Genomic DNA, 19,258 nt, shown 5'->3' with positions numbered 1-19,258 from the left:
CTCAGGAGCCATACCGGAGGATGGAGGCATGGCCTCAGTCGTCCAGTGGATCCAGGGGACCCGCCCGCGCACGCTGCCGAACTCGATCGCGCCCGTGGTCGTGGGCGGCGCCGCGGCGCACCACATCGACGAGTTCAGCGCGCTCTACACGGTGCTGGCGCTGATCGTCTCGGTGGCGTTCCAGGTCGGCGTGAACTACGCCAACGACTACTCCGACGGCATCCGCGGCACCGACGACAACCGGGTGGGGCCGTTCCGGCTGACCGGGTCGGGCGCGGCCGAGCCCGCGAAGGTGCGGCTGGCGGCGTTCATCTCGCTCGGCGTCGGCGCGCTGGCCGGTGTGGCGCTGGTGGCGATGTCCGGGCACTGGTGGCTGCTCGCGTTCGGCGCGGTGTGCATCGCCGGGGCGTGGTTCTACACGGGTGGCAAGCGCCCGTACGGCTACGCGGGGCTCGGCGAGATCGCGGTGTTCCTGTTCTTCGGGCCGGCCGCGGTGCTCGGGACGTTGTACGTGCAGACCGGGGAGATCACCGGCATCGGCATCGGCGCGTCCATCGCGATGGGCTCGATCTCGGCCGCGGTGCTGGTGGCGAACAACCTGCGGGACATCCCGACGGACGCCGTGTCGGGCAAGCGGACCCTGGCCGTGGTGCTGGGCGACAAGGACACGCGGCGGCTCTACCTGGCGTTGATCGCGGTGCCGTTCCTGATCGCGCTGGGCATGGTCGTGCGGGTGCCGTACGCGCTGCTGGCGTTCCTCGCGGCGCCGATCCTGCTGCCCGCCGTGCGGCGCGTCGCCGCCGGACGGGGTGGGCGCGACCTGATCCCGGTGCTGCAGTTCACCGGGATCGCGATGCTGGCGTGGGCCGTGCTGGTCAGCGCCGGGCTCGTGCTGGACTGAGGTCCGCTACCAGGCGTCTTCGGTGAACTGGATGGGTTCGTCGTCGTCGCGGGGCTGGGGCCTGCGCGGCGGTGGTGGCGGGGCGGCCTCGCCGACGATCAGCTCGTCGAGCCGCGCGCGATCTGCTTCGAGTGCCTGACGCACCAACGGGTCGTGGCTCGCCTCGCCGGCGAGGACCTGGCGCCAGCTGAGGCCGGCGCCGCGCGCGATGCGGTCGGCGAGCTGACGCATCGCCGGTGACGCGTCGCCGGACTTGGCGAACTGCATGACCCTGCGGATGTCCTCAGTGGACGGTTCCTTGCCGCGCAGACCCTGCTGGGTGGCGCGCATCGTGCGTTCCGCCTCGGCGACGGCGTTGGTCAGGAAGTCCTCCGCCGCCTGGATGTCCGGTGTCCGCCAGGCCGTCATCACCACTTGTCCTCCGTGAAGATGTCCGGGGCGTTCTCGTCGCCGTCGTCACCGCGGTTCCGGCGCGGGTCCTGGGCGTTCATGATCTCCTCGGGCGTCAGGCCCTCCTGGAGCATCTGGAACGCCTGCTTCATCTTCTTGACGTTCTCCTGCTGCATGGACTGGACGTCCGGGTCCTGCGCGGCCTTGCCGGAGACGACGTCCTCCCAGGTGAACTCGCCCGCGTCGACCTTGCGCTTGAGCGCCTTGAGCTGCTCGGGCGCGTCCCTCTCCTGCGCGGCCCGCTCGACCTGCTGCGCGATCGCCTTGAAGTCGACCGGCGGGACGGGCGGCAGCGGGGTGTCCTTGAGCCGGTTGGCGAGGTCCTGCGCCTCCTTGAAGCGCGCGTCGACCTGCGCCTCGGCGGCCCGCAGCTCGGGGGACTTCCAGCTGTCGTTCGGGGTGGTCATGCTCTCAGTTCTCCCTGCCGAAGACGCCGCGCCGGATCGGCCTCGCGTCGCCGCGGATGTCGCTGACGTCTGCGCGCCGCGCGGTGGTGCGCCACTGCCGGAAGTCCACTTCGGACAGCCCGAGCGCCTGGGCGACCTCGTAGTTCTCGCCGAGGTAGTGCAGCACGGCCTGGTCGCCCAGGACGCCGACGATCTCGAACTCCGCGTCGCGGTAGGTGCAGATCGTGCGGACCAGTTGGAGGTCCTCCACAACCGCGTCCGGGACCTCCAGGTACCGGGCTTCGCCGTCCTGGGTGAAGTCCTCCGGCGCCGGCTGGCCCGCGAGCGGGTGCAGCAGGACGCTGCCGGGGGTGTCGCCGAAGTCGACGTCGAAGTCCTGGCCGCGGTACCGGCCGATCAGTCCACGACGGACGGTCGGGCGGTGCGCGATCGGGGCCTGCCAGTACCTTCCGGGCCCGAAGCCGACGTCGCCGGTCGGGATCCAGCCGGTCTGGCGGTGGACGTACTTGCCGACGCTGCGGCCCTGGGCGTTCGCGGGGTCGAAGCGCCACAGCTCCGTGCCCGCGGGGAGCTCGGCGAGGTCCATGACGTACTCGGGGATGGGCGTGGTGCTCGGCGTGTAGCCGGTGCCGGTGAACGGGACCGGGTAGACGCGGGTGGTGCCCATCTTCTGCGCGCCGTCGAGCGTGGGGCCGCCGAAGCTCGTGGCGAAGAGCTCGGTGGTGTGGGCGTAGAAGCGCAGGACGTACTGCGTGCCCCTGGGCCAGTCCGCGACCTTGTCGACGCCGAACGCCTCGGCGAACTGGTCACCCGTGCCCTGCGGGAAGTCCTGGCCGCGCGTCACGAACCCGGCCGCGCGGTGCGGTTCGAACTTGCCGGGCACCACGACGTTGCCCAGGTAGAGCTGCGCGATCGCGGGGTGGACGATCTTCTGCAGGATCGTCCCCGGCCCGATGCCGGCCGCCTTCTCGACTGTCTGCGGGGTGCTCATCCCGGGTTCTTCTCCTTCCACCGCTGCAGGAAGTCGGTGCGGTCGACCTGCACGTCCTGGAGCTCGTGCTCGTCGATCGTCGCGGTGAAGCCGTTGTACTGGTCGCCTTCGAGCCCGTTCTGCTGGGCCCAGACGTACTCGCCACCCGCGTACCCGGCCTCGGCCTTGCCGTTCGTCGTGCTGATCACGTTGAACGGCTGGCCGCGCCACGTCGCTTTGCAGGTCTCCTGGTACCAGGCGTCGAGGTCCTTCGTGGCGACCGTCTTGAGCTCACGGTTGCCGTACGTCTGGAAGCCCTCGGCGTTCGCGTACGCCTGGTTGGGGATCTTGCGCAGCCAGACGTGTTCTTGGTCCTCCGCACCGGCGAAGTACGTCTCGCCCCGGTACTCGGCGATCTCCTGGGAGTAGTGGGTCATCAGAGCTTCGTCCAGCCGAACTTGCGGTCGTACACGGCGTGCAGTTTCTCAGTTCCGTCCGCGTTCACCTGCCAGATCTCGGCACGATCCGGCAACGGAGTGCCGCCGTCGACCCGCCACTCCGGCATGCCGCCCATCGTGGAGCCCGTGCCGGTGAACGGGTCGTACCCGTCGTAGGTCTTCGTGGTGCCGCCGGCGGCCGCCATCTGCTGCTGCGACTGCTGGTAGTGCTGCTGCTCCTGCGGCGACTGGTACTGGTTCGGACCGTACGGCCCGGGCTGGGTGAAGTCCGGCACGTCCTTCTTCGGACCGCCGAACGGCACGTTGTGCGCGCCCTGGTTCTGGTCGGTGATCTCGTACCTCAGCTGCATGGCCTGCTGCGCACCCTGCGGGATCGGCGTCCAGCCCTGGCCCTTGTCGTCGAGCGCCAGGCCGTCTCTGAGCCCCTGCGGGGTGTTGACGCCGACCACGTCCTGGCCGCGGGCGATGGAGCCGCCCATCTGGTTCTGCCAGGTCTCCTGCTTGCTACCGGCCGCGTGCGGCTGGTCGGGCAGGTAGGTGCTGAGCGCGCCCTGGTTGAGGGCCTTGGTGACGATGTCGCCGGAGTCGACCTTGATCTGGTTGCGCACGTCGGCCACGTGCTGGGCCTCGTCCGCGGTGAGGTTCGTGGACAGCCGCTGGCTCAGCTCGACGTAGCGGTCGCGGTCGGCCTGGTTGGGCAGGATCTGCTCCAGCTGGTGCTGGTAGCCCTGGCCCTGGGCGGACATGGCGGCGGCGTCGAAGTGGCCCTTGAGGTCGGGGCTGGTGGGAGGCGGCGGGGTGCCGCCGTCGCCGCTGCCGTTGCCGTCGGTGTGGTCGCCGGTGTGGTCCGCGGGCTTCGGGTCCGGGGTGGGGTCGTGGTCCGGCTTCGGGTCCGGGGTGGGATCGGTGTCGGGGTGGGCGTCGTGGGGCTTGGGGTCGTCGGCGCCGCTGGTGTCGGTGTCGTGGGGCTTGGGGTCGCCGTTGTGAGGCTTCGCGTCGCTGTCGTGGGGCTTGGGGTCAGCGTCGTGCGGCTTGGTGCCGGGGTCGCTCGGCGTGGTGTCGTGGGGCTTCGTGCCGGAGTCGCCCGGGGTGGTGTCGTGCGGCTTGGTGCCGGAGTCGCTCGGCGTGGTGTCGTGCGGCTTCGTGCCGGGGTCGCCCGGGGTGGTGTCGTGCGGCTTGGGGTCGTGCGCGCCGGTGGGGGTGGTGTCGTGGGGGCGCGGGGACGACGGGTCGTGCGGCGCGGTGCCAGACGGCGTGTGGTCCGCGCCGGTGCTCGGGGACGGGTGTCCCGGAGGCGACGGGAGGCCGCCGCCTGAGCTCGGCGTGTGGTCCGTGGTGGGGCTCGGGTGGCCGGGAGGAGAAGGCAGGCCGCCGCCGGTGCCGGCCGGGGACGGAGCCGTCGTGGTGCCCGCGCTCGCGGTCGGGTGGTCCGGCGGGGTGGGCAGGCCGGAGCCGTGGCTAGGCGGGGTGGGCAGGCCGGCACCGCCGTGAGATCCGGGAGGCGTGGGCAAGCCCGAGCCACCATGAGAGTCAGGAGGCGTGGGCAGGCCGCTGCCCGAACCACCTGGAGTCGGGTGCGTTCCCGGCGGCGTGGGCAGGCCCGAGCCGGAGTGCGATCCCGGAGGCGTGGGCAGGCCGCTGCCCGGCGTCTGGTGCGATCCCGGAGGCGTCGGCAAGCCTGAGCCGCCGTGCGTGCCGGGAGGCGTCGGGTGGCCCGAGCCCGAGGTCGGGCGGCTGTCCGGGCCCGCGTGCGAGCCGGTGCCTGCGGGTGGTGTGGGCAGGCCCGTGCCGGTGGGGCGGGGGCCGCCTGAGGCCGGGGTGTTCGAGGCCGGGGTGGGCGGGCTGGGCAGGCCTGCTCCGTGGCCGGGTGGGGTCGGGAGGCCTGACGGCTTCGGGGTGCCCGTCGGGGCGCCTGCGCTCGGGAACGACGGGACGCCGCCCGCTCCTGGGCGGGAGCCGGAGCTCCTGGTCTGGTCGCCGCCCGCGCCGCCGGGCGCCATGGGGGCGCCCATGGGCATGGCTCCGCCCATCGGGGTCTGGTGCTGGGCCGGGGGTGCGGCTGCTGGGGCCGCTGCTGCCGCGTGGGTGTTGTCCAGGCGTGGGGCCGGGCCGTGGGCTCCTGGGCCACCGGACGGGACGCCGCCACCGCCGCCACCACCCGTGGAGACGCCTCCTGGGTGGACCGGGGCACCTCCGCCGCCTCCGCCGCCGCCCAGCGAGGGTGGGGCTGCTGCCGCTGGGCCCGTCGTGGTGGCGGCGTGGGTGGTGGTCGGGGTGTCCGCGGAGTGCGGGAGGGTGGGTGGGGCTGCCGCCGGGGCGCCGCCTGGGGCGGAGACGGCGGCCGGTTTGGTCTCGTCGGCGCCGCCGGGTGGGGTGTAGATCTCGCGGACCTTCGAGCCCACGTCGTGGCCTCGGTCGGCGATCTCGGTCACCGAGTCCTTGATGGAGGCGGCGTCGTCGCTGATGTCGCGGACGGCGTTGCGGACGTCGCGGCCCGCCTCGGCCACCTCCTGGGTGGCGTTCATCGCCTCGGCGAGGGAGTCGGCGTCCTTCAGCTTGCCGATGGCGGAGAAGACCCGGCCCACGGCGTCGAAGAGCGCTTTGACGTCGGCGATGAGCTTCTGGACCGTGTCGATGATGTCCATGACGCGGCGGTAGATCTGGTAGGCGTTCCAGACCATCTCGGCGGCCTTGATCCAGCCCGCGACCGGGATCCAGACGGTGGCGGCGGCCTCGAGGAGCTTGTTGACCAGGTAGTCCAGCAGGCGCGCGGCCTGCTTGCCGAGGGCCTCAGCCCCACTAGCCACCGTGTCGAAGCCCTTGGCGATGAGCTGGGCCACGCCCATCTCGGCCAGCAGGCCCGCCTTCCAGCCCAGGGCGATGTACTTCTCGTGGGCTTTTGCGGCGTCGCCGTCCCAGTGGCCGCGGACCTTGCCCACGGCGTCGGTCAGGTTGTACGAGACGTCGTTCATGGCGTTGCCGACCATGCGCCAGGCGTCGCCGTCCGCGCGGATCTTCGACCAGTCGCCGGTGATCGGCGTGATGATCGTGGAGACCAGCGACTCACCGGTCACGGCCTCGAACACCCAGTTGACGGCCTGGACGCCCCAGCCCTGGTCGCGCAGGACGTCGTTCAGGGACGCCGTGTCGACGTCGGGCTTCTTCAGGGACGCCGCGACGGGACGCGGGTCGTGGTACGCGGTGGTCACTTCAGCAACCCGTCCAGGATGCGGCGCTGGAGAGCGTCGATGTCGTCGTACGTCTTGGCCGTCGCGTCCACCGCGGAGGCGGCGCCCTCGAGCTTCGACTTGCCGAAGTCGAGCGTCTCGTCGAACAACGCCTGCACGATGTCCACGCCCGGCTGGAGCAACGAGAGCAGGCCGGTGAAGCCCGCCTTGTCGCACGCCGTGGCGTGGACGTACTTGCGGATCGTGTCGAACTCTTGGGCTTCGGTGCGCAGGTACTCGGCGTACGCGCGCAGCTCGGCCGCGTCGGTGAACAGCGACGACACAGCGTCCCCCCTGCGGACTCAGGTGCTCAGGTCACGCTGTGACGCACAGCTCTCGTCACCAGTTCCCCGTGCGGTGGAAGTTGTCCAGACGTTCAAGGCAAGGATCTAGGTGCATGCCCTGCGCGGCTACCCATGTGTCGTCGTAATAGGTGTTCGCGTAACGCTCGCCGCCGTCGCACAGCAACGTCACGACGCTCCCCCGCGCCCGCGACTGCCTCATCTCGGCGACGATCTGGAACGCTCCCCAGAGGTTCGTGCCGGTAGAGCCGCCGACCCGGCGCCCGAGCACGTCCTCGGCGTACCGGATCGTCGCGACCGACGACGCGTCCGGCACCTTGATCATCCGGTCGATCACGGCGGCGATGAACGACGGCTCGACGCGCGGCCGCCCGATCCCCTCGATGCCGGACCCGCGCGTCGCCACCAGGTCGGGGTTGCCGTCCCGCCAGGAGTCGAAGAACACCGAGTGCTCGGGATCCACGACGGCCAGGCGCGTGTTCAGCTTCTGGTAGTGGATGTACCGGCCGATCGTGGCCGACGTGCCGCCCGTGCCGGCGCCCACGACGATCCAGTCGGGCTCCGGCGACGGCTCCAGCCGCATCTGCTCGAAGATCGACTCGGCGATGTTGTTGTTGCCCCGCCAGTCCGTCGCGCGCTCGGCGTGCGTGAACTGGTCCATGAAGTGGCCACCGAGCTCGGCGGCGAGGCGCCGGGACTCGTCGTACAACGCCGACGGCTCGTCGATGAAGTGGCACCTGCCACCCTGGCGTTCGATCAGCGCGACCTTCTCCGCCGAGGTCGACCGGGGCATGACCGCGATGAACGGCAGCCCCAGCAGCCGCGCGAAGTACGCCTCCGACACCGCCGTGGACCCCGACGAGGCCTCGATCACGGGCGTGCCACCGGTGATCCAGCCGTTGCAGATCGCGTAGAGGAACAGCGACCGGGCGAGCCGGTGCTTCAACGAACCCGTGGGGTGCGTCGACTCGTCCTTCAGGTAGAGGTCGATGCCCCATTCGAGCGGCAACGGGTAGCGCAGGAGATGCGTGTCGGCGGAACGGTTCGCGTCCGCCTCGATGATCCCGACGGCCTCGCACACCCAGTGCCTGGTCCGGCTGCAAACACGGTCAACGGAGGTACTCACACCTGGGACGATAACGGCGCGAAGGCCCTATGCCTGGGTGAGAGGACCTTCGTCACCACGCAGTTCCGACCGCAGCTTGTCGCGCTCCGCCTTGCGGGTCTGCTGGTGCGTGTTCAGGCCCACGGCCACGCGCTGCCGCAGGCTCTTGAAGATGAACAACGACGCCGGCAGCGCCACGACCACGCCCACGGCGAGGGCGGGCAGCAAAGGAACCTTGAACAACAGCAGCGCGCCGGTCACCACCACGACGAGGCCGAGGCGGGCGAGGACGTAGAGCGTCACATCACGAGCGAGCACCCGTTCAGGTTACGTCGCCTTCTTCGTCGACGGTGTTCGGGCGTCCCTCGAAGCGGGTGGAGAGCACCACGGTGGTGCGCGTGCGGGCCACGCCGGGGATGCGCCGGAGCCGTCCGAGCGCCCGCTCCAGGTCGTCGACGGTGGCCACCCTGACCTTGACGATGAACGACTCGTCGCCCGCCACCCGGTAGCAGGACTCGACCTCGTTGAGCTCGGCCAACGCGACCGCGACCTCGTTGTCGTCGGCGATGTCGGTGGGGTGGATGCCGATCAGGGCGGTGACGCCCAGGCCGACCGCGCTGGGGTCCACGACCGCGTGATAGCCGACGATGACGCCGCTCGACTCGAGCTTGCCGACCCGCTCGTGCACGGCGGAGGCGGAGAGGCCCACCTGCCGTCCGAGGTCGGCGTACGTGGCACGACCGTTGGCGCGCAGTGCGGCGATGATCTGTCGATCAAGAGCATCCACCCGCGACACCCTATGCCCACGGAGTGCCTGCGGACCGCCTACCCCGTGTCCGAATCGCCCCTGTCGTCCCTTACTACCTCTTTACCAAAAAACAAGCGTTCGAGTACCTGATGGGTCAGATGCCACGATCAGACCGGAACGTCTGATCTGAGGAGGACGAGTGACTGCAGCCACCGAGCGGCTCTTGACGCCTGGGGAAGTCGCCAATCTGTTCCGGGTCGACCCGAAGACCGTGACCCGATGGGCCACCGCAGGTCGCATCGGCTCGATTCGCACCCCTGGAGGACATCGCAGGTTCCGTGAGACCGAGGTGAAGCAGCTCCTGTCGGAGCTGACGACCGAGGCAACTGAACCCGTCCGCCACTGAAACCGTAGTAATCCCTGTGCCGCGGGTAATCTCGTGGCAAAGGGAGGTGGCGACACGATGATCTACCTGCTGGCGGTGATCGGTGCGCTCACCGTGGCTGTGCTCGTGTGGCGAGCGTTCGCCCCGCAGCACTCGGAGTACACCCCAGGCCGCAAGGTGATCGCACCGGACGACGACCCGGAGTTCCTGCGCAAGCTCGACGAGCAGCGCAAGCGCGACGAGTGAACGGAAAAGGGGCCCTGATCGCAGGACCCCTTTCCGCCACTTAACGAACTGAAGTACCGCTCAGGCGTGCGGGAAGTCGTCTGCCACGACGGCGGCGAGTTCCAGCAGGGCCAGGCGGGTCTCCGGCGCGAGCTGGTCCAGCGCGATCTCGGCGCCCTCTTCGAGGTGCTCGTCGAACGGCAGGCGGACCACGGCACGGCAACGCTGCTGGAAGTGGGCGGCGAGCTTGTCGAGGTCGACCTTGCCCGACTTCGGGCGCACCGAGTTGATGACGCACACGGACTTCGCGACCAGTTCGCGGTAGCCGTGCGCCTCCAGCCAGTCGAGCGTCGCGGCGGACGTCTGCGCGCCGTCGACCGAGCCGGACGACACCAGCACCAGCGAGTCGGCCTCGTCGAGGACACCCTTCATCGCCGAGTGCATCAGGCCGGTGCCGCAGTCCGTGAGCACGATGTTGTAGAAGTGCTCCAGCAGGTCCACCGTGCGCCGGTAGTCCTCTTCGCTGAACGCCTCCGACACGGACGGGTCCTGCTCCGAGGCGAGCACTTCGAGCCGCGCCGGCGACTGCGAGGTGTACGCGCGCACGTCGCTGTACTTCTTGATCTTCGGCGCGTCGCGCAGCAGGTGCCGCACGGTCGCCGTGGTCTCGCGCGGGATCTTCAACGCCAGCGTGCCGCGGTCCGGGTTCGCGTCGACCGCGATGACCCTGTCGCCGCGCAGCGACGAGAACGTCGACCCCAGCGTCGTGGTCGTCGTGGTCTTGCCGACACCGCCCTTCAGGGACAGCATCGCGATCTTGTAGCACCCGCGCAGCGGCTGGTTGATCCGCGCGATCAGCTCACGGCGGCGCACGTCGGCGGGGCTCTCGCCCAGGTTGATGGCGCCACCGGTGATCGAGTGCAGCGACTTGCGCCAGCCGGACGTCGGCGGGCGCTTCTCCTTCTTGATCAGCTGCTGCGACGACACCTGCTCGGCCTGCGAGCGGTACTGCTGCTGCGGGAAGTTGTTCGGGAACTGCTGGCCCGCGAACTGGCCGTACTGGGCCGTGTTGCCCTGGACGGGCTGCGGTCCGGTGTGAGGCCCTGACTGGCCGCCGCTCACCTGGTAGCCGCCGGACTGCGAGCCGGGCGCCGGGTAAGCGCCGGACGGACCGCCGGAGACCTGGTACCCACCGGACTGCGAGCCGGGCGCCGGGTAAGCGCCCGACGGGCCACCGGAGACCTGGTACCCACCCGACTGCGAACCCGGTGCCGGGTACGGCCCTGACGAGCCTTCGGGGACCTGGTACGCGCCTGAGGCGTGGCCGGGGACCTGGTAGTCGGGGACCGGGTGCGAGCCTGATTGGCCGCCACCGGCGTGGTGCGGGCCGGACTGCTGCGGGTCGAGGTAGGCCGCCGCCTGCGGGTCGACGTACTGCGGGCCGGAGCCCTGTTCCTCACCCGGTGGTTGCCATGTCACCGCTGTGGCCCTCCCTGAGCAAGAGAGACCGAGACTTCCCCGACCCCCAGGCTGCGACGGTACGCAACCACCAACGGTTCCATCGACCTGGGGGCTTAACTCGTTAGAGACCGGCGTACGAATGCAACCCGGTAGTGACCAAGTTGATGAAGAACAGGTTGAAGACGTTCAGGGCGAAGCCCGCGACGTTGATCCAGGCGGCCCCGCGGCCACGCCAACCGGCCGTCGCACGGGCGTGAAGGTATGCCGCGTAGACCACCCACGAGACGAACGCGACCGTCTCCTTCGGGTCCCAGCCCCAGAACCGGCCCCACGCGGCCTCGGCCCAGATGGCGCCGCAGATGATCCCGGCCGTGAACAGCGGGAACGCGAGCACGGTGGTCCGGTACGACATGCGGTCGAGCACGTCGGCCGAGGGCAGCTTCGGGAAGCGGTCGGCCTTGCGGTCCTTGAGCAGGTAGAGGATCGACGTCACGCCCGGGATCAGCAGCACACCGGACGAGATCGAGATCACCGAGACGTGGATCACCAGCCAGTACGACCGCAGCGCGGGCTGGACCGGCGCGGACTCGGCGTACAGGACCGTGCCGCCGAGGAACAGCAGCACCAGGATCGGCGTGAGCACGAACGCGCCGAGGCGGCGGATCGGGAACTTCGCCATCAGCACGATCCACGTCACCACGGCCGCGAGGCACAGCAGCGACATGTACTCGTACATGTTGCCCCAGGGGGCCCGGCCGGCGGACAGACCGCGCATGACCAGCGACCCGAGGTGCAGCACGGCGCCGAGGACCGTCAGCGCGGCGCCCATGCGGCCGATGCGCTCGGACCGGGTGAGCTCGGTCTTCGGTTCGTCGGTGAGGATCGTCGGCCCACCGGCTCCGGCCAGCGCCTCCGCCTTGCGCGGCGCACGGGTGAAGGCCTGCTCCACCGCGTACAGCATGATCGCGAAGAGGTAGACGCCCAGCGCGCTGCGGTACAGCCAGTCGCTGTACGTCGCGAGGGTCTCGTTGACCGGCATCAGGACTTCTCCTCGTTCAGAACCGCGCGGGCGAGCCGCGTGAACTCCTCGCCGTATCCCGCCTGGTCAGTGCGGGCGAGCCCACCGACCTCGACCAACGTACGCCCGTCCTCCAGACGGGTCGCACGCACCCACACCCTGCGGCGCTTGACGGTCAGCGAGACCCCCAGGCCGAGGATGATCAGGACGGCGAACGCGAGCACGTACCCCTGCGTGGGGTCGTGCGAGACCTGCAACGACACCCAGTCGTGCACGGAGTCGAAGCGCACCTTGGTGCCGTCGTCGAGCGCGATCTCCTCGCCCAGCGCGAGGTTCTTGCGCGCGACCTTGGCCAACCGGCCCTGGTCGACCATCTTCTGGTCGATCGAGAAGATCGACTGGCCGCGGCCGTCGTCCACGCCGAGATCGCCGCGGTACACGTCGACGGCGACCATCGGGTTGTTCAGCGCGGGGTACTTCGAGTTCAGGATGTTGCCGTGCAGCAACGGCGTCGGCGCCAGCAGGCCGGTGACCGCGATCTGGTTCTTGCGGCGCGTCTCGGAGTCGGTGATGCCCGGCGGGTCGAACTTCGTGGCGCCCTCGGAGGCCAGCGTGATCTGGTCGCTCGGCAGCCACTGGATGCCCTGCGTGCGCTTCTCGCCGTTGGGGAACGTCACCGTGAACGTCGGCGTGTAGCCGTGGCCGAGCAGGTAGACGCGGTCGCCCTCGGTGCGCAGCGGGTGGTTGACCTGCAACGTGTACGGCTTCCACGTGTTCGCCGCGAGGTCGTCGCCTGACTGGTAGCGGATGTCCGACTGGAAGCCGACGGGCTGGCCGTTCTCCAGGTACTCGGCGGAGAACTTGCCGATCTCGACGCAGAACGGCGTGAGGTCGGTGCCGTCGATCCGCAGGCCCGGCCGGAACGTGTCGTAGTTGAAGATGCCGCCGTTGCAGAACTGGCCGCCGTTGGCCTGGACGATGACCTGGCCCTCGTAGCTGAACATCTTGCCCAGCGCGAACGACACCAGCAGGCCCAGCAGCGCGAAGTGGAAGACGAGGTTGCCGGTCTCGCGCAGGAACCCGCGTTCGGCGCTGACCGTGTCCTCGCCGGCGTCCATCCGCCAGCCGCGCAAAGCCTTGCGCGCCTTGCCGATCGCCTCTTCCGGCGTGATGTCGAGCTCGGCCTGCACGTGGTGCGGCATGCGCGAGAGGTTGCGCGGCGTCAGCACGGGCTTCGCGCGCATCTGCTTGAAGTACTCCCACGTGCGGGGCAGCAGGCACCCGACGAGGGACGTGAACAGCAGCAGGTAGATCGCGGCGAACCAGGCCGTGCCGTAGACCTCGAAGAACCCGAGCTTGAGCAGCAGCTCGCCCCACCAGCCGTGCTCGGCGACGTACTCGTCGACCTTGCGGCTGTTCAGCGACCGCTGCGGCAGCAACGCTCCGGGCATCGCCGCGAGCGCGAGCAGGAACAGCAGGGTCAGCGCGGTCCTCATCGAGGTGAGGCCGCGCCACGTGTTGCGGAGGAAGGCGATCACTAGAGCGGCAGCCTCACGACGTCGACGAACGAGTAGCGCAGCCACCCGACGAACTCGCCCCACAGGCCGGTGACCAGCGCGATCCCGACCAGGATCAGCAGCACGCCACCGAAGATCTGCACCTGCCGCGCGTGCGTGCGCAGCCACTTGGTCACGCCCAGCGCCCACCGCGCGCCGAGCGCGAGCACCACGAACGGCAACCCGAGCCCGAGGCAGTAGGCGAGCACCAGCACGGCCCCGCGCGCCGTCGACGACCCGATCTCCGTGCTCCGGGCCACCGCCAGCACGCCCGCGAGCGTCGGCCCGAGGCACGGCGTCCACCCGAGCGCGAACACGGCCCCGAGCACCGGCGCCCCGAGGAGCCCCGCCTTGGGCTTGGTGTGGAACCGCACGTCCTTCTGCAGCGCCGGCACCAGCCCGAGGAACACGAGTCCCATGAGGATCGTGACGACGCCGCCGATGCGCTGGAACAGATCCGCGTTGAGGAACAGGGCGTCGGACGCGCCGAGGATCGCCATGGAGGCCAGCGCGAACACGACCGTGAACCCGGCCACGAACAGCAGACTCGCGCCCGCCACCCGCCAGCGGCCCTGCCTGGCCGGCTCGTTCGCCTCGACCCGCGGCGCTTCCGCGCCGACCAGTCCGGCCAGGTAGGCGAGGTAGCCGGGGACGAGCGGCACCACGCACGGGGACGCGAAGGAGATGAAACCAGCGAGCAGGGCGACCCCGGTGGCCAGCAGCAACGGCCCGGAGATCGCCAGATCGGTGGGGTTCACGGAGTTCAGGGTAGGTAGTTGCCCAGATCACGCGCCCACCGGTGTCCGCTTTTCAGGTTCCTGTAAGGCGTCGGTGATCCCGCATCTTTCGAAACCGCCACCTGAGACAACGGTTGGGCCAAAAGTACGTACGATTGCCGCTTGTGGGTGACATCACGGTTGCTTAGCGTCAGCACATGCGACGCACCCGGCTCGTCCTCCCGGCGCTCACGATGGCAGCGCTGGCTCTGTTCGCGCAGGCACCGGTGGGCGCGGCCCCGGCGATGGAGTGGCGCGAGGTCTTCAACGAGGACGGCAGCATCACCCAGGCGCTGACCCCGAAGGCGCCGCGCGAGAAGTCGTCGGAGTTCCGGCTGCTCGCGGCGGCCGACGTGGTCGAGGTCCAGAAGACCGGTGACTCGGCGGACCGGTTCGACCTCGTGTTCGTCGGCGACGGCTACACGGCCGACGACCTGGAGACGTACTCCGCCAACGTGAAGAGCAAGTGGGAAGAGCTCTCCGCGGTCGAGCCGTTCAAGAGCTACAAGGAGTACTTCAACGTCTGGCAGGTCAACGTGATCTCGCCGGAGTCCGGTGTGGACCACGACCCCACGAAGGGGATCCTGAAGAACACCGCGCTGGACATGGGTTTCTGGTGCCAGGGACGGGACCCGCAGACCGAGCGGCTGCTGTGCGTCAACGAGACCAAGGCGAAGGAGTTCGCCGCGCTCGCCCCGGCGGCCGACCAGGTGATCGCGCTCGGCAACACCGCGAAGTACGGCGGCGCCGGCGGTTCGGTGGCGACGGCGTCCGGGTCGAACGCGCAGGCCGGGCAGATCGCCATCCACGAGCTCGGGCACTCGATCGGCGGCCTCGCCGACGAGTACGACTACCCGTACGCCAACTACACCGGCACCGAGCCGCGTGAGATCAACGTGACCAAGGACCCCACCGGCGCGAAGTGGGGCGAGTACCTCGGCCAGCCGTCGCCGGACGGTGGCGTGATCGGGCCGGTCGAGGGGGCGCGGTACTACAAGACCGGGCTGTACCGGCCGACCGCCAACTCGATCATGCGGACGCTCGGCAAGGAGTTCAACTCGATCGGCCGGGACGCGATGGTCAAGGCGTTCAAGGCGAAGATCCCGTCGCTGAACGAGCCGGTGACGCCGCCCGCGAACCAGCGATAGCTCCCACCACCGAAGAGGACCCGGTTTCCCGGGTCCTTTTTCGTGCGCGCAGCGGACTGCTTCTGGACAACTAGTTGACATTTCGCGGTAATTGTTCGGAGCCGCCCTTTTTCGCGGGAATGCCGGGATACGGTGTCGCGCCTGCCACGCGAACCGTCGAAGGGCAAAAGAATGGTCAAGCACGACGTCATCGACGTGGGCGTGCGCCAGCAGATGCTGTGGATCGGCTCCGACGCGTACCCGTTGAAGGGCATCACACGGGTCAGCTCCCACACCTGGGTTCCGCGCCGGGGGCTCGCCGTCTGGCGGTTCGCGAAGTCCGTCGCCGGGATGTGGTTCACCGGCGTCCTGGTCCTGGTGGTGCTGTCGGTCGTCGTCTCGGTGCAGGTCGACGGGATGCCCGGCCTGGACCTGATCCCCGTGCTGGTGCTGCTGGGCCTGGTGGCCGCGACCGCGGTCAAGGCCGTGCGGCTGGCCTCGTGGCTGAGGTCGAGCTTCCACATGCTCGACGTCGAGACCGCCAGCTCGTCGACCACCGCCCTCTCCAGCAGGGACCCGTCGGTCGTGCGCGAGCTCGTCGGGCGGATCACCCACGCGATCAACCACCCGATGGCCGAGTTCCAGATGCGGGTCGACAACTTCCACCTCGGTGACGTCATCACCCAGCACGGCGCGGACAGCAGGGTTTACAAATGAGCGGGAATTTCCACATAGGCGACAACATCACCCAGCACGGCCCGAACAGTGCCGTGTACAAAGGTGCGCAGTCATTCCCGCAGCCCTCGCGGCCGCACGTGTTCTCGGGCCCGCCGCTGGTTTTCGTCAACTACCGGAGTCCCGACGAACGGGCGGCGTTCGACCTCGACGCCGAGCTCACCCGGCGGCTCGGCGAAGGCGCCGTGTTCCGGGCCGCGCGGATGCCCGTCGGCACCGCGTTCCCGGCCGAGCTGCTGCACCGGGCCGCGAACTGCCCGGTGATGCTGTCGGTCATCGGCAGGCACTGGGAGAACGCCTACGGCACCCGACCGCTCGACGACCCCGGCGACTGGGTGCGGCGGGAGATCGCCACCGCGTTGCGCAACCGGGTGCACGTGGCGCCGGTGCTGGTCGGCGCCCGCTCCCGGCCCGCGGCCGCCGACCTGCCGCAGGAGATCCGGATGATCGCCCACCTGCAGACGTTGCACCTGCCGATGCACTACACCGGGCCGGACCTGCGCGGGCTGGTGGACCGGTTGCTGAGGTCCGTGCCCGCGCTGGTCAACATCCGCACGGTCGACTGACGGTCATTCCTTCGCGAGCTCGTCGAGGACCTTCTGCAGGTCGGAGGCGAGCACGGGTTCGAGGAACGCCGCGGCCACCTTGTGGTTCTCGTCCACGATGAACGTCGACGGCACGGTGTTCGGCGGAAGACCCTTGAAGACGTTGACGAAGCTCCGCGCCGAAGGGTCGTAGATGGACGGATAGGTCAGCGACCTGTCCTTCATGAAGTCGCGCGGGTAGTCCTTCGAGGTCTCCTTGACGTCGACCCCGAGCACCTGCGTCCCGGCGTCGAAGACCTTCTGCAGCTCCGGCGCCTCGGTGCGGCACGGCCCGCACCAGGCACCCCAGATGTTGATCACGACGGGCTTGCCGGCGTAGTCGGAGAGCTTGACGGTCCTGCCGTCCTCCATCAGCGACTCGCCTTCGAGCCCCTTGAGCTCCTTGCGGTCGGCGGGCGCGTACCGGATGTTGACCTGACCACCGGGCGCGACCAGGGAGAAGTCGCCGCCGCCGATCTGGGCGGCGTCCTTCCCCGTCGTGCAGCCGGCGAGCAGCAGCACGAGCACGAGCAGTCGTCTCATGCCCCGGTCACCCGCGGGTTGGTCGCGCCCACCGGCTCGGAGTAGGAGATCCGGACGAGCTGCTCGCCCTCGAAGATCAACGACGTCAGCGAGGCCAGCGAGCACTCGCGCTTGCGCGGGTCGTGCCACATCCGCTTGCCCTCCAGGAACCGGCGGACGGTCCAGATGGGCAGCTGGTGCGACACGCACACGGCCTCGTGGCCCTCGGCGGCGGCGCGGGCCTTCTGCACGGCGCCGAGCATCCGGTGCGCGATCTCGATGTACGGCTCGCCCCAGGACGGCCTGAACGGGTTCACGAGCTTCGGCCAGTGCTGCGGGGACCGCAGCGCGCCGTCGCCGACCGCGACCTTCAGGCCCTGGAACTGGTTGTCGGCCTCGATCAGCCGCTCGTCGGTCGCCAGTTCCAGGCGGTGCGAGTCGGCGATCGGCGCGGCGGTCTGCTGGGCACGGTCCAAAGGCGACGCGACGACGTGCACGATGTCGTGGTCGGCCAGGTGCTCGGCCACGGTCAGCGCCTGCTTCTGGCCCCGCTCGGACAGCTTGAAGCCGGGCAGGCGGCCGTACAGGATGCCGGTCGGGTTGTGCACCTCACCGTGGCGCAACAGATGAACGACGGTGCGGGTCACTTGCGGGCCTCCTTGGCGGCACGAGCCGCGTGCGGCAGTGCGTCGGCGATCACGGCGAACTCCTCTTCACCCATGGCAGCGTTCACGAACCACGCCTCGAACGCAGAGGGAGGTGCGTAAACGCCCCGTTCGAGCAGGGCGTGGAAGAACGGCGGGAAGCGCCACGTCTCGCACGCCTGCGCGCCCGCGTAGTCCTTCACCTCGGTAGAACCGAAGAACACGCTCACCAGGTTCCCGGCGAACTGCACGCGGTGCTCGACACCGGCCTCGGTCAGCGCGGAGGTGAACAGGGCGCCGAGACGGGTCGCGTTGCGGTCGAGCGCCCGGTAGACGTCCTCGTCGGCGGCGCGCAGGGTCGCGAGACCGGCGGCCACGGCGACGGGGTTACCGGACAGCGTGCCCGCCTGGTAGACCGGGCCGGACGGGGCGAGGCGCGCCATCACGTCCGCGCGGCCGCCGAACGCCGCCGCGGGCAGGCCGCCGGACATGACCTTGCCGAACGTGTAGAGGTCGCCCGCCACGCGCTCCAGGCCGAACCAGCCCGCGCGGGAGACGCGGAAGCCCGTCATGACCTCGTCCATGATCAGCAACGCGCCGTCGGCGTCGCAGATCTCGCGCAGGCCCTGGTTGAAGTCGGGGCCGGGCGCGACCGCGCCCATGTTGCCCGCGGCGGCCTCGGTGATCACGCACGCGATCTCGCTGGGGTTCTCCGCGAACGCCGCCCGCACGGCCTCGATGTCGTTGTACGGCAGCACGATGGTGTCCTCGGCCTGCGCGCCCGTGACGCCCGGCGAGGAGGGCAGGCCGAGCGTCGCGACGCCGGAGCCCGCCTGGGCGAGCAGCGCGTCGACGTGGCCGTGGTAGCACCCGGCGAACTTGATGACCTTGCGGCGCTCGGTGAAGCCGCGCGCGAGGCGGATCGCGCTCATCGTGGCCTCGGTGCCCGAGTTGACCAGGCGGACCTGACGGACCGGGTCGACGCGGTCGATCAGCTCGGCCGCGAGTTCGATCTCCCCCTCGGTGGGCGTGCCGAACGACAGGCCCTGGGACGCCGCCTTCTGCACGGCGTCGACGACGGCCGGGTGCGCGTGCCCGAGGATCATCGGGCCCCACGAGGCCACCAGGTCGACGTACCGGTTGCCGTCGGCGTCCCACAGGTGCGGACCTTCGCCGCGGACCATGAAACGCGGGGTGCCGCCGACGGAGTGGAACGCCCGCACCGGAGAGTTGACCCCGCCGGGGGTCAGCGTCGACGCGCGCTCGAACAGGGCCTGGGATCGACTCGCAGTCACGTACCCCAGTCTCACACGTCGGCTTCGGCGACTTCCTGCGGCCGGGTGCGCACGGCCAGCATGATCTGCCGCACAGCGTCGAGGACGAGGACGACGGCGAGCGTGGCGGCGGCGATGGACGTGCCCAGCCAGTTGCCGTGGTAGCGCGTGGAGATCAGCGGGTCGCGGCCCTCGACGGGGTACTCGAGCCGCACGACGCCGCGGTTCCAGCACCAGATCGCGAGGATCACCAGCAGCACGACCGCGACGATCTCGCCGGCCGCGATGAGCCCACGCTTGGGCTGGTGCAGGCCGGGTTCGGCAGGCGGCGCCTCGGCGGGCTCGGCCACCACGGTGTCCGGTTCGGTCACGGCCTCTGTCAC

At 70.0% G+C, this 19,258-nt stretch carries 23 protein-coding genes; 6 read left to right on the top strand and 17 right to left on the bottom strand.

Annotated elements, in window-relative coordinates:
• Nucleotides 1-28 precede the first annotated feature (28 nt).
• Nucleotides 29-901, top strand: a complete 873-nt coding sequence (locus ACFWNN_RS21575; RefSeq protein WP_382441699.1) for a 1,4-dihydroxy-2-naphthoate polyprenyltransferase — start codon at nucleotides 29-31, stop codon at nucleotides 899-901.
• Nucleotides 902-907: 6 nt separating this feature from the next.
• Here ACFWNN_RS21575 and ACFWNN_RS21570 read toward each other — a convergent pair whose 3' ends face one another.
• The 9 genes from ACFWNN_RS21570 to ACFWNN_RS21530 are packed head-to-tail and all read right to left on the bottom strand — an operon-like array spanning nucleotide 908 to nucleotide 8,607.
• Nucleotides 908-1,309: a hypothetical protein gene (locus tag ACFWNN_RS21570; RefSeq protein WP_382441698.1), complete on the bottom strand. Its 402-nt coding sequence runs from the start codon at nucleotides 1,307-1,309 to the stop codon at nucleotides 908-910.
• Entirely contained in the window at nucleotides 1,309-1,758 is a 450-nt protein-coding gene (locus ACFWNN_RS21565; RefSeq protein ID WP_382441697.1) for a hypothetical protein, read from the bottom strand. Before ACFWNN_RS21565 ends, ACFWNN_RS21570 begins: the two co-directional genes overlap by 1 nt.
• Before the next feature lie 4 nt (nucleotides 1,759-1,762).
• The gene (locus ACFWNN_RS21560; protein ID WP_382441696.1) at nucleotides 1,763-2,749 is read right to left on the bottom strand and encodes a hypothetical protein; all 987 of its coding nucleotides are present in this window, start codon (nucleotides 2,747-2,749) and stop codon (nucleotides 1,763-1,765) included.
• Complete coding sequence (locus ACFWNN_RS21555; protein ID WP_382441695.1) at nucleotides 2,746-3,165, bottom strand: hypothetical protein; 420 nt, start codon at nucleotides 3,163-3,165, stop codon at nucleotides 2,746-2,748. Before ACFWNN_RS21555 ends, ACFWNN_RS21560 begins: the two co-directional genes overlap by 4 nt.
• Entirely contained in the window at nucleotides 3,165-6,395 is a 3,231-nt protein-coding gene (locus tag ACFWNN_RS21550; RefSeq protein WP_382441694.1) for a hypothetical protein, read from the bottom strand. Before ACFWNN_RS21550 ends, ACFWNN_RS21555 begins: the two co-directional genes overlap by 1 nt.
• Complete coding sequence (locus ACFWNN_RS21545) at nucleotides 6,392-6,697, bottom strand: hypothetical protein (RefSeq protein ID WP_382441693.1); 306 nt, start codon at nucleotides 6,695-6,697, stop codon at nucleotides 6,392-6,394. The genes ACFWNN_RS21550 and ACFWNN_RS21545 overlap by 4 nt, the downstream gene beginning before the upstream one ends.
• 55 nt (nucleotides 6,698-6,752) lie before the next feature.
• The gene (locus tag ACFWNN_RS21540) at nucleotides 6,753-7,841 is read right to left on the bottom strand and encodes a PLP-dependent cysteine synthase family protein (protein WP_382441692.1); all 1,089 of its coding nucleotides are present in this window, start codon (nucleotides 7,839-7,841) and stop codon (nucleotides 6,753-6,755) included.
• Nucleotides 7,842-7,868: 27 nt separating this feature from the next.
• A complete protein-coding gene (locus ACFWNN_RS21535) occupies nucleotides 7,869-8,138 on the bottom strand; it encodes a DUF4229 domain-containing protein (protein ID WP_382441691.1) in 270 nt (89 codons plus the stop codon).
• 4 nt (nucleotides 8,139-8,142) lie between these two features.
• Entirely contained in the window at nucleotides 8,143-8,607 is a 465-nt protein-coding gene (locus ACFWNN_RS21530; RefSeq protein WP_382441690.1) for an Lrp/AsnC family transcriptional regulator, read from the bottom strand.
• 160 nt (nucleotides 8,608-8,767) lie between these two features.
• Between ACFWNN_RS21530 and ACFWNN_RS21525 the strand changes: the two genes are divergently transcribed.
• Both ACFWNN_RS21525 and ACFWNN_RS21520 read left to right on the top strand, forming a co-directional pair.
• On the top strand, nucleotides 8,768-8,974 hold the full coding sequence (locus ACFWNN_RS21525) for a BldC family transcriptional regulator (protein WP_089915625.1): 207 nt from the start codon (nucleotides 8,768-8,770) through the stop codon (nucleotides 8,972-8,974).
• A 57-nt stretch (nucleotides 8,975-9,031) separates the two neighbouring features.
• Nucleotides 9,032-9,199 carry a hypothetical protein gene (locus ACFWNN_RS21520; protein ID WP_086667950.1) on the top strand — a complete coding sequence of 56 codons (168 nt, stop codon included), beginning with the start codon at nucleotides 9,032-9,034 and terminating at the stop codon, nucleotides 9,197-9,199.
• Nucleotides 9,200-9,259: 60 nt separating this feature from the next.
• Here the strand turns inward: ACFWNN_RS21520 and ACFWNN_RS21515 are convergent, their stop codons facing one another.
• The 4 genes from ACFWNN_RS21515 to ACFWNN_RS21500 all read right to left on the bottom strand — a co-directional run bounded on the left by ACFWNN_RS21515 (nucleotide 9,260) and on the right by ACFWNN_RS21500 (nucleotide 13,971).
• Nucleotides 9,260-10,657, bottom strand: a complete 1,398-nt coding sequence (locus tag ACFWNN_RS21515) for an AAA family ATPase (protein ID WP_382441689.1) — start codon at nucleotides 10,655-10,657, stop codon at nucleotides 9,260-9,262.
• A 103-nt stretch (nucleotides 10,658-10,760) separates the two neighbouring features.
• Nucleotides 10,761-11,678 (bottom strand): c-type cytochrome biogenesis protein CcsB, encoded by a 918-nt coding sequence (gene ccsB / locus ACFWNN_RS21510; protein ID WP_382441688.1) that lies wholly within the window; start codon nucleotides 11,676-11,678, stop codon nucleotides 10,761-10,763.
• Nucleotides 11,678-13,153 carry a cytochrome c biogenesis protein ResB gene (locus ACFWNN_RS21505; protein ID WP_382441788.1) on the bottom strand — a complete coding sequence of 492 codons (1,476 nt, stop codon included), beginning with the start codon at nucleotides 13,151-13,153 and terminating at the stop codon, nucleotides 11,678-11,680. Before ACFWNN_RS21505 ends, ccsB begins: the two co-directional genes overlap by 1 nt.
• Before the next feature lie 41 nt (nucleotides 13,154-13,194).
• A complete protein-coding gene (locus ACFWNN_RS21500; RefSeq protein ID WP_382441687.1) occupies nucleotides 13,195-13,971 on the bottom strand; it encodes a cytochrome c biogenesis CcdA family protein in 777 nt (258 codons plus the stop codon).
• A gap of 176 nt (nucleotides 13,972-14,147) precedes the next feature.
• Here ACFWNN_RS21500 and ACFWNN_RS21495 point away from each other — a divergent pair, with 176 nt between their 5' ends.
• The 3 genes from ACFWNN_RS21495 to ACFWNN_RS21485 all read left to right on the top strand — a co-directional run bounded on the left by ACFWNN_RS21495 (nucleotide 14,148) and on the right by ACFWNN_RS21485 (nucleotide 16,417).
• Nucleotides 14,148-15,137: a M64 family metallopeptidase gene (locus ACFWNN_RS21495; protein WP_382441686.1), complete on the top strand. Its 990-nt coding sequence runs from the start codon at nucleotides 14,148-14,150 to the stop codon at nucleotides 15,135-15,137.
• 171 nt (nucleotides 15,138-15,308) lie between these two features.
• Nucleotides 15,309-15,833 (top strand): DUF6232 family protein, encoded by a 525-nt coding sequence (locus tag ACFWNN_RS21490; protein WP_382441685.1) that lies wholly within the window; start codon nucleotides 15,309-15,311, stop codon nucleotides 15,831-15,833.
• Entirely contained in the window at nucleotides 15,830-16,417 is a 588-nt protein-coding gene (locus ACFWNN_RS21485) for a TIR domain-containing protein (protein ID WP_382441684.1), read from the top strand. Before ACFWNN_RS21490 ends, ACFWNN_RS21485 begins: the two co-directional genes overlap by 4 nt.
• A 3-nt stretch (nucleotides 16,418-16,420) precedes the next feature.
• On the opposite strand, the gene ACFWNN_RS21480 is transcribed toward ACFWNN_RS21485, so the two are convergent.
• Genes ACFWNN_RS21480 through ACFWNN_RS21465 form a run of 4 tightly spaced genes read right to left on the bottom strand, consistent with a single transcriptional unit; the run spans nucleotide 16,421 to nucleotide 19,258 of the window.
• A complete protein-coding gene (locus ACFWNN_RS21480; protein ID WP_382441683.1) occupies nucleotides 16,421-16,978 on the bottom strand; it encodes a TlpA family protein disulfide reductase in 558 nt (185 codons plus the stop codon).
• Entirely contained in the window at nucleotides 16,975-17,604 is a 630-nt protein-coding gene (locus tag ACFWNN_RS21475) for a histidine phosphatase family protein (RefSeq protein ID WP_382441682.1), read from the bottom strand. Before ACFWNN_RS21475 ends, ACFWNN_RS21480 begins: the two co-directional genes overlap by 4 nt.
• Nucleotides 17,601-18,896, bottom strand: a complete 1,296-nt coding sequence (gene hemL / locus ACFWNN_RS21470) for a glutamate-1-semialdehyde 2,1-aminomutase (RefSeq protein WP_382441681.1) — start codon at nucleotides 18,894-18,896, stop codon at nucleotides 17,601-17,603. The genes ACFWNN_RS21475 and hemL overlap by 4 nt, the downstream gene beginning before the upstream one ends.
• 11 nt (nucleotides 18,897-18,907) lie before the next feature.
• Nucleotides 18,908-19,258, bottom strand: a complete 351-nt coding sequence (locus tag ACFWNN_RS21465) for a hypothetical protein (protein ID WP_382441680.1) — start codon at nucleotides 19,256-19,258, stop codon at nucleotides 18,908-18,910.

It is taken from the genome of Lentzea sp. NPDC058450, from assembly GCF_042721395.1.
In the GTDB taxonomy this organism is placed as follows: Bacteria; Actinomycetota; Actinomycetes; order Mycobacteriales; family Pseudonocardiaceae; genus Lentzea.
This window is presented reverse-complemented; position numbering and strand designations above follow the sequence as displayed.

Bases quoted from the DNA above. Each gene is read 5' to 3' on its own strand.
- ACFWNN_RS21505 (WP_382441788.1), bottom strand. From the start codon at position 13,153: ATGAGGACCGCGCTGACCCTGCTGTTCCTGCTCGCGCTCGCGGCGATG.
- ACFWNN_RS21570 (WP_382441698.1), bottom strand. From the start codon at position 1,309: ATGACGGCCTGGCGGACACCGGACATCCAGGCGGCGGAGGACTTCCTG.
- ACFWNN_RS21495 (WP_382441686.1), top strand. From the start codon at position 14,148: ATGCGACGCACCCGGCTCGTCCTCCCGGCGCTCACGATGGCAGCGCTG.
- ACFWNN_RS21565 (WP_382441697.1), bottom strand. From the start codon at position 1,758: ATGACCACCCCGAACGACAGCTGGAAGTCCCCCGAGCTGCGGGCCGCC.
- ACFWNN_RS21555 (WP_382441695.1), bottom strand. From the start codon at position 3,165: ATGACCCACTACTCCCAGGAGATCGCCGAGTACCGGGGCGAGACGTAC.
- ACFWNN_RS21560 (WP_382441696.1), bottom strand. From the start codon at position 2,749: ATGAGCACCCCGCAGACAGTCGAGAAGGCGGCCGGCATCGGGCCGGGG.
- ccsB (WP_382441688.1), bottom strand. From the start codon at position 11,678: ATGCCGGTCAACGAGACCCTCGCGACGTACAGCGACTGGCTGTACCGC.
- ACFWNN_RS21485 (WP_382441684.1), top strand. From the start codon at position 15,830: ATGAGCGGGAATTTCCACATAGGCGACAACATCACCCAGCACGGCCCG.
- ACFWNN_RS21490 (WP_382441685.1), top strand. From the start codon at position 15,309: ATGGTCAAGCACGACGTCATCGACGTGGGCGTGCGCCAGCAGATGCTG.
- ACFWNN_RS21575 (WP_382441699.1), top strand. From the start codon at position 29: ATGGCCTCAGTCGTCCAGTGGATCCAGGGGACCCGCCCGCGCACGCTG.
- ACFWNN_RS21480 (WP_382441683.1), bottom strand. From the start codon at position 16,978: ATGAGACGACTGCTCGTGCTCGTGCTGCTGCTCGCCGGCTGCACGACG.
- ACFWNN_RS21520 (WP_086667950.1), top strand. From the start codon at position 9,032: ATGATCTACCTGCTGGCGGTGATCGGTGCGCTCACCGTGGCTGTGCTC.